At 49.2% G+C, this 7,941-nt stretch carries 4 protein-coding genes; all 4 read left to right on the top strand.

The window, feature by feature from the left end; genetic code table 11:
• Positions 1 to 230 (top strand): FeoA family protein (locus tag OB13_RS11380; protein ID WP_461490289.1); only part of this gene is annotated, 230 nt, incomplete at its 5' end.
• A 6-nt stretch (positions 231 to 236) separates the two neighbouring features.
• A complete protein-coding gene (feoB, locus tag OB13_RS11385) occupies positions 237 to 2,390 on the top strand; it encodes a ferrous iron transport protein B (RefSeq protein WP_461490290.1) in 2,154 nt (717 codons plus the stop codon).
• Between the two features lie 591 nt (positions 2,391 to 2,981).
• On the top strand, positions 2,982 to 6,227 hold the full coding sequence (locus OB13_RS11390) for a SusC/RagA family TonB-linked outer membrane protein (protein ID WP_461490291.1): 3,246 nt from the start codon (positions 2,982 to 2,984) through the stop codon (positions 6,225 to 6,227).
• Positions 6,228 to 6,238: 11 nt separating this feature from the next.
• Positions 6,239 to 7,687, top strand: coding sequence for a SusD/RagB family nutrient-binding outer membrane lipoprotein (locus OB13_RS11395; RefSeq protein ID WP_461490292.1), 1,449 nt, complete (start codon positions 6,239 to 6,241; stop codon positions 7,685 to 7,687).
• Positions 7,688 to 7,941 lie beyond the last annotated feature (254 nt).

The following is a 7,941-nucleotide window of genomic DNA, read 5'->3' on the forward strand; positions in this document are numbered from 1 at the left end:
AGGATCAAAAAAGTGTACGCGACCTTAAAATCGGGGAAAGTGGAGAGATATGTTGCCTCCAGGATCCGGAAATGGCACTTAAGCTGCTGGAGATGGGCTGTATCCCCGGTACCGAAGTAAAGCTGAACAGCAAAGCGCCCCTTGGCGACCCTATCACGATCATTGTGAATGATTACACGCTCTCCCTGCGACTAGACGAAGCTGAAACGATTCTGCTGAAGAAGAGATAATACCTCATGGATGTACCCATACAGGCGGAAGCGCCAAAGGCCATCAAAGCACCTGTACACCAGCCGGTAGCCAGGATCGCTCTGATCGGCAACCCAAACTCTGGTAAAACTTCCCTTTTTAACCAATTAACCGGCCTTAACCAAAAGGTCGGCAACTTCCCGGGCGTAACGGTTGACAAAAAAACCGGCATCAGCCACCTGACGCCCCAGCTGAAGGCGCAGATCATTGACCTCCCCGGTACCTATAGCTTATACCCCAAATCCCTCGACGAGCAGGTGATCATCGACATGCTCTATGATCCGGCTTCGAAGCATCATCCCGACCTGGTCATCGTGACGGCCGACGCTTCTAACCTGAAGCGCAACATGCTGCTGTTTACGCAGTTGGTTGATCTGAACATACCGGTTGTGCTGGCACTCAACATGATGGATGTGGCAGAGAGTGAGGGAGTGAAGATCGATGTGGAGGCGCTTCAACTGGAACTGGGTGTGCCGGTCATCCCGATGAATGCCCGCAAAGGCGTCGGCATTGCCGCACTCAAAATTGTGACGTCGCAGCAGCTGGCTGCTACGCCGGTCCGGTTTTATGAGATACCGGCCGAGCTGAAGGCGACAGCCCAAAGCGTACGGGAGCGATTTAACCTCAACACCGATTACCTGGCACTGCAGTACATGCACCAGTACAAAAGTCTGCGTTTTCTTTCTGAAGAAGACAAAGCCTGGATGGAGGCGCAGCTGGAGACTGTAAATTTCAAGTCCAATACTTTCCAGGCGAATGAGACCATCGCCCGCTATGCCCGCATCAATGAGCTGCTGCTGGATGTGATGCGGGTGGAAAAGGTGAAGAAAGACGAAAAGTTCAGCAACCGCCTGGACCAGATCCTGACGCACAAGGTGTTTGGCTACCTCATCTTTATGGGCATCCTGTTTCTGGTTTTCCAGGCTGTTTTTGCTTGGGCCAGTTACCCGATGGATCTGATCGATCAAGGTATAGCCGCTCTCAATACCACGATTCAGGCAAACTTCAGCGGTCCGTTGGTGAACCTGCTCACCGAGGGCGTCATTGCCGGTCTTGGTGGGGTGCTCATCTTTATACCCCAGATCGCGTTGCTCTTTGCGTTCATCTCTATCCTGGAGGAGACCGGCTATATGGCGCGTGTTACCTTTATGATGGACAAGATCATGCGCAAGTTTGGTCTGAACGGCAAAAGTGTGGTTCCTCTTATATCGGGTGTCGCCTGCGCGGTGCCGGCTGTGATGTCGGCGCGGACCATCGAGAACTGGAAGGACCGCATGATCACCATATTCGTGACCCCGCTCATGAGCTGCTCTGCCCGCATTCCGGTGTACACCGTCCTGATTGCCTTGGTCGTGCCGGAAATAAAATATTTTGGGTTCATTAACCTGCAGGGAGTAGTGCTGATGGGCTTATACCTGATTGGCTTTGTGGCTGCTATTCTGTCGGCGATGCTGCTCAAGGTGCTCCTCAAAGCCCGGGAGCGGAGCTACTTCATCATGGAGTTTCCGGTATACAAGATGCCGCGCTGGAAGAATGTGGGTCTGACGATCTTCGAGAAGTCTAAAACATTTGTATTTGAGGCCGGTAAGGTGATCGTAGCGGTCTCCATTATCCTTTGGGTACTGGCTTCGTATGGCCCCGGCGATAATTTCGAAAAGGCTGAAGAGCGTGTGCTGGCCGAGGCTGAAGTAAAAGGGTATACAGCAGAGCAGACAGAGAATGCAATTGCATCCGCACAGCTGGAGTCTTCCTATGCAGGGGTTTTTGGCCAAACCATAGAGCCCATCATCAAACCCCTGGGGTATGACTGGAAGATCGGCATTGCGCTGCTTACCTCTTTTATCGCCCGTGAAGTATTTGTAGGGACCATGTCTACTATTTATAGTATAGGTGAAGAGGAGAATGTGAGTACGATAAAAGATAAGCTGATGCTGGAAAAGGATGAAAATGGTGACCCGTTCTTTACTCCGGCCCGGTCTTTCTCACTGCTGTTATTCTATGCCTTTGCCATGCAATGTGTCAGTACGCTGGCTGTTGTGCGACGTGAAACCAAAAGCTGGACCTGGCCCCTGGCGCAGTTGCTCTACATGACGGGCCTGGCGTATGTAGCAGCCTTTATAGCCTATCAGTTATTAAAATAGCCTGTTTTCTTAAGCAGAAGCTTTAAACAACTCCCTGTTATGAAACAGTCTATCTCTTAATAAGGGGTAGACTGTTTTTGGTTTTTGGCCTGTCCCATGGGCTTTGGTTTAATGATAGTCAAGTATATGGCTATACCTGACCATCCTAGCGGCAAACTGCTTATTCCCCTGAAATAGCCCTTCTTGTGTCTATTTTCTGGTATCAATTTCTACACTCCTATACATGGTCCTTCTTGCTCTATAACTATTCCCTGTACTTTTATGTTGATTTATCATGTAAATTAAGTTTGAACTGTAATTATTATAACAATTATACTCCTGATACTGTATAAAACAGATAACACAGGGACAAGGGCAGCTGTGAGGTATCCCTGTGCACAGAAACGCGAGCTTTGGACTGGCTGCAGCCAACTTCTACCCCTGAACGGCAATACTCAGATGCCGGTGTATGCATTTCCTCTTTGAACGGACGCTTATCAGTGCCGGGACACATCTTTAGCCTTCCTTGAACGGCCGTCTTACTGGCGCCGGTGTACCAACTTAGCTATCAATAGCTAAAGAAACATCGATCCTTATTAAAACTAGAAAGCAATGAGAAAACTTCTAACACTAAGTTTCTTACTGGTGTTTGCGCTGCACTTGCAGGTGCTTGCCCAGGGAAGAGTCGTTACCGGCACGGTAACAGATGCTTCTACAAATCAGCCTTTACCCGGCGTAACCGTTTTGGTAAAGGGAACAACAGTTGGTACCGCTTCAGGTGCTGACGGTGCGTATTCCGTTAATGTTCCTCCCGAAGGAACCACCCTCTCCTTTAGCTTTATAGGTTATCAGACCATAGAGCGACCTATCGGCAATGCCGCTGTTATCGATGTGAGTCTTCCTTTAGCCGCCGAAGAGCTTGGCGAAGTAGTGGTAACTGCCTTGGGTATCGAAAGAACTAAAAACGAGTTACCGTATGCTGCGCAGTCGGTAGGAGGAGAAGAAGTGAGCAAAACCCGGGAAACGAACTTTGTGAATGCCTTGTCAGGCAAAGTTTCAGGTGTGCAAATTCAGCGCAACAACAACCTGGGTGGTTCTACCAACGTGGTTATTCGTGGTGCTAAGTCGATAAGCGGTAACAACCAGGCCCTGTTTGTAGTGGATGGCGTACCGCTTGATAACTCCAACACAAACAGTAACGGAACAGTAGACCCCACTAGAAGCCAGGTAACCGGCCGGGGTGGCTACGACTATGGTAACGCTGCTGCTGACGTCAATCCGGATGATATTGAGTCCATCAACATACTTAAAGGAGCTGCCGCTACGGCACTGTACGGTTCAAGGGCTGCCAATGGTGCCGTCATTATTACCACCAAAAAGGGCGGTGCCAGAAAAGGAATAGGGGTAACTGTAAACGCAGGTGCTAACTGGGGCTTCATCGATAAGGACACCTTTATTGATTACCAGAACCAGTATGGAGCCGGCTATGGTGCCTACTATGGTCCGGATGAAAGCGGTTATTTTAACGAGGCTGACATAAATGGCGATGGTGTGCCTGATCTGCTCCCTCCTTATCAGGAAGACGCCTCTTTTGGCGGACGGTTTGATCCGAACATCCAGTATGTGCCTTGGTCTGCCTACGAGCCATATATGCCTAATTATCTTCAGACAAGGCCTTGGCAGGCAGCTGAAAACACCCCGCTTGAGTTCTTCAAAACAGCGCATGGTACTGCAAACAGCGTTTTTCTGGATGCAGGCGGTGAAGAGGGGTATATTAAGTTAGGTTACTCCCGAAACACAGACTTTGGTATCCTGCCAAACAGCAAGATCACCAAAGACAATGTAAACGCTGCTGCATCCTACAACGTGACCAACAAGCTGACTGCCTCTTCTTCTATCAACTACTCGGATGTTACGGGCCGGGGTCGCTATGGCACAGGATATGACGATAAAAACGTAGTAACGATGTTCCGGCAGTGGTGGCAAACCAACGTGGATATCAAGGAGCAGGAAGAAGCGTATCACAAATCAGGAGGCCGCAACATCACCTGGAACAGGAAGAGCGCCACAAACTCATCTCCTGCTTATTGGGATAACCCATACTTTACCCGTTATCAGAACTTCCAGAACGACAACAGAGGCCGCTTCTTCGGTAACGTTCGTCTCGATTATAAAATAACAGACTGGCTGGATGTAATGGGTCGCGTCTCCCTGGATACCTATGAGGAGATACAGGAAGAACGCTATGCCGTTGGGGCACTGACTCCATCGGAGTACCAAAGGTTTAACAGAGAGTTCAGCGAGTATAACTACGATCTGATGGCGAACCTGAACCGGGACTTAACCGAGTCAATAAACCTGCGGGCTACAGTAGGTACCAACATCAGGAAAACAAACACCGAATCCGTATTTGCGGAGACAAACGGCGGCTTGGTCGTACCTGAATTGTACTCCCTGGCGAACTCTCGAAACCCGATAGAGGCTCCGTATGAAGAAGATACCGAACTTCAGGTGAACGGCTATTTTGCAAGTACTACCTTAGGTTATAAGCAGCTGGCTTTCCTAGACCTGACTTACCGGGTTGACCAGGCGTCCTCTCTGCCACAAGATAACAGAACGTTCTCTTACCCTTCTGTTTCCGGTAGCTTTGTGTTCAGCGAACTGATCGAGCCTACCTTCTGGCTGACCTATGGTAAGATAAGAGCCAATTATGCTGAGGTAGGCAACTTTGCACAGCCGCTCAATGTGCTGGATGTCTACAACAAGCCTACACCATTTGGTAGTGTGCCGTTGTTTTCTGTTGAAGGAACCAAGAAAAATGCAGATCTGAAGCCAGAGCGAACCAAGAGTTGGGAAGGTGGCGTTGAAATGTCGTTTATGGATGGCCGTGTTGGTTTTGACGCAAGCTACTACAAGACAAACAGCGTTGACCAGATTCTTCCGGTACCTGTGTCCAGATCGCTGGGGTATGACTTCCTGGTAATTAACGCCGGAAACGTGGAAAACAGGGGCATCGAGCTTTCAGCCTTTGCCACTCCGATAAAAGTAGGGGATTTCTCCTGGACACTGAACCTGAACTGGACCCGAAACAGAAACGAAGTTATAGATCTGGGACCAATCCAGAACTTCCAGATCGGATCTTTCCAGGGTGGTATCTCTATAAATGCTGCGGTAGGAGAGCCTTACGGTACTATCCGGGGCCGCGACTTTGTGTATCATGAGAACGGCCAGAAAACGGTTGACAGCGATGGCGACTACATCCTTACAGCCTCTGCCAACAACATCATCGGTAACGTGAATCCTGACTGGGTTGGAGGTGTATCCAATACATTCAAGTTTAAGGGGATCTCCTTCGGCTTCCTGATTGATATGAAAAAAGGAGGCGATTTGTTCTCCCTCGACCGGTTCTATGGCATGGGCACAGGTCTGCCGGAAGAAACGGCCTTTATAAACGATCTGGGAAATCCTGTCAGGAATACATTGGAGAATGGTGGCGGTTTTATCAGGGAAGGCGTGAAAGAGGATGGCACTCCAAATGATATCCGGGTAGCGGCCGATGAAGCCGGTGTGTTTGGTTATAACATGCCTCCTGCTGCTTTTATCTATGATGCCAGCTATGTCAAGCTACGCGAAGCTACCTTATCTTATGCTTTGCCTGAAGCGCTTGTGTCAAAGATTGGCTTCTTCAAAGGCATCGACTTATCCGCCTATGGAAGAAACCTGTGGATCATCCACAAAAACTTACCGGATGCTGACCCAGAAGATGGTTTGAGCTCTGGTAACTTAACGGGCGGTTACCAGGTAGGTAGCTACCCAACGACCAGAAACGTCGGATTTAATGTTAGAGCAAGATTTTAATCAGGAGCCACATGAAAAAGCTATTTATATTTTTAGCACTCTTCTTCTCAATAGCAGCCTGTACGGATGATTTTGAGGAGATGAACGTAGACAAAAAGAGAGCTAGTGAGGCTCCGGGAGCCACTTTGTTCTCTAATGCACAAAAAGAGCTGGCAGACGCAGTAACGAATGCCAACGTGAACACAAACGTGTTCAGGTTGTTTGCCCAGCATTGGACAACCACAACTTACCTCGATGAACCCCGGTATGATGTGGCTACCCGAAACATCCCACAGTTCTTCTGGCATTGGTTGTACCGCGATGTGCTCAGAGACTTAAATGAGGCGAAGACGAACATCACAGACGACCCCTTGCTGACAGACGAGGCAGTAAAGCAAAATCAACTGGCTATCGTGGAGATCATGGAGGTGTATACCTGGAAACTGCTGGTGGATACCTTCGGCGACGTGCCTTATTCAGAAGCGCTTAATTTTGAGATAGTAGCTCCAAAGTATGACGACGACGCGGCCATCTACGCCGACCTGTTCACCAGACTGGACGCTGCGCTGGCTACCTTGTCCCAAAACGTTACTGCAGATCCTTCGGTCACTAGCTTTGATGAAGCGGATCTTATCTATGGGGGCGATGTAGCCCAGTGGATTAAGTTTGGTAATTCGCTGAAGTTGAAGATGGGTATGACCGTGGCTGACGTAGATCCTGCAAAGGCCCAGGCCGCCGTAAGTGAAGCAGCCCCCAATGTGTTTACATCTAATGCCGATAACGCTGTTTTCGATTACCTGGCTGTAAACCCCAATACCAACCCCCTCTGGACTGACCTGGTAGAAAGCGGCCGTGATGACTTTGTCCCGGCCAACACACTGGTGGATGTGATGAACGGACTGGAGGACCCACGCAGAGAGTTCTTCTTTACGGAGTTTGAAGGTGGTTTCAAAGGTGGTCAATATGGCCAGAGTAACAACTTTGAAAACTATTCGCATATCAACCCCACTATTCTGGAGCCTGATTATGACGCTTTGCTGATGGATTACTCAGAAGTAGAGTTCTACCTGGCAGAGGCTGTGGAGCGAGGATTCATTGCGGGCAATGCCGAGGAGCACTATAACAATGCCATCAGGGCCTCCATGGAATTCTGGGGAGTAGACCCTACGGCCATCGATGCTTATCTTGCTCAACCGGAAGTGGCTTATACTTCCGCTGCATCTGGTCAGAACTTCAGAGAGAAGATAGGCAGACAGAAATGGATTGCGCTGTATAACCGCGGCATTGATGCCTGGACAGAGTGGAGACGGCTGAATGCTCCGCAGTTGGTAGCCCCGCAAGGCGCCGAGATAAACACTGTGCCTGTTCGTTTTCCATATCCTGCCAACGAGTCTACCCTGAACACGGCCAACTACAATGCCGCTGCAACAGCCATTGGTGGTGATGACCGGATAACCAAGGTTTTCTGGGATGTGTTGTAAGAAATAACTTGATAGTAGTTTTCTGCTAGAAAAGCCCCCGGTATCCGGGGGCTTTTCTGTTTTTAAGGATCGACTAATTGCAGGTTTACCTGCTTATCGTATCCGTGTGGCTTCCCGGTTCCCGCCTGCTTCATCCCAAGTAGGCACATTATATACTCTTTGCCAGTTATAAGGAGCAGAGGCTTCTATTTAAGGAATGAATCGATATAGGGATATGTAGTACGGAGGTTATTACAGATAATGAGGCTAAATAG

Source organism: Pontibacter sp. HJ8, assembly GCF_054824225.1.